The sequence below is a fragment of the Treponema sp. R6D11 genome (assembly GCF_054786075.1).
In genome coordinates, this window is sequence record NZ_BDHD01000340.1 from 1 (window position 1) to 1,352 (window position 1,352).

Below are 1,352 nucleotides of genomic sequence, written 5' to 3' on the forward strand. Positions count from 1 at the left end.
TTTCTATTCCATATATTTTTATTGGGATATTTTTTTTGAATAATTTATTTATTAAATATCCGTTGCCAAACCCTATATCCAATATAATGTCATTATGTTCTAAATTTATATTATCTAATATTGCCTTATATTGTCTTTGGTTCATTATATTCATTAATTTTGTAGACAGATTTCCCGCAATTCCATTGGGATTTCCAAAATTTCCACCGACATATTTAATAAATTTATTGAGCATATTCCATATTCTTATTTATTCCATATTTTGTCAATATTATATATCCAAATATTTTCAAATAAATTTTGGCTTGGTATTACGCATAACGTTCCGGCTGTAACTGACGGTTTTTTGCGCCCGATAAGGAAAATGCGAAGCATTTTACGGGCGCAAAAAACTGTGGCGGAGAAAAACAGTGCAGAGGGCGAAGCCCGAACACTGTTTTTCGTAGCCCGAGCCGCCGTAAGGCGGCGATGCAGTTACAGACCTGTTAGGCGATGGTTGCGCTTCTATAATTTTTTGAAATAATTAGCTATCTGATATTGTTTCTTTTTTACATAATTCATATATCCCATTTTCACGATTAAAACTAACAATTCCATCTCGTATAAGTATTGGCAACAACTTTTCAAGAGAACGATGAGCCTTGCTATGTTCTCCAACAGAACCACACAACCATAAATTGGATAATTCATTGTTTCCTTTATCACAATCAATGTGATGTACTAGTTCCGGTTTTTTAAGTGAGCGTCCAATATGCTTTTCAATAATTTCGATATGTTTCCAAACTGTTGTCCTCGTTCCATCTCCATTTGGTATTCTTTTATATAAATATCCGTCTTTTCGTCTTGTTGTAATTCCAGCAAATCCACATCCGATATGTTTTGCTCTTTTACATGTTTCTGATATACATCTGTCTAATTTTCTTGCAATATCACTAATTGTTTCTGTTCCTCTATTCCGAATAATTTCATCCTCTTCAGGTGTCCATCGTCGATTAATTTTTTTAGGGTCAAGACCAAGTTTTTTAGCCCTTTTTCGAATTGATTTAATTTTTCTATCAAGATATTCAGCAATATTTTTATGTAAAACTGTGTAATAATTTTGAATAATATAGGAATCTTCATCTTTAGTGAAATTTCTACGTTCAGACATAAAACTAAATAATCTCCTTCTTTGAAATAACTCTATTTACTAAGTATCAATAATATTTATGCTCATATTATATACAATATATTGTGAAGTCATATTATAACATTATATATATTATTTTGTCCATAGCGCTCTGGCGCAACTTTCGCCTAACGTTCCGGCGGTAACTGACGTTTTTGCTTTTGCGATAAGGAAACTGCGAAGC

2 protein-coding genes are annotated in these 1,352 nt (G+C 32.2%); both read right to left on the bottom strand.

Translation table 11 applies throughout. The features are described from left to right. Positions 1 to 235, bottom strand: a 235-nt coding sequence (locus tag ACYVTD_RS12915; RefSeq protein WP_461248150.1) for a hypothetical protein, incomplete at its 3' end; no start/stop codon positions are given. Between the two features lie 288 nt (positions 236 to 523). Further along, entirely contained in the window at positions 524 to 1,150 is a 627-nt protein-coding gene (locus ACYVTD_RS12920; protein WP_461248151.1) for an HNH endonuclease, read from the bottom strand. Positions 1,151 to 1,352: the final 202 nt, after the last annotated feature.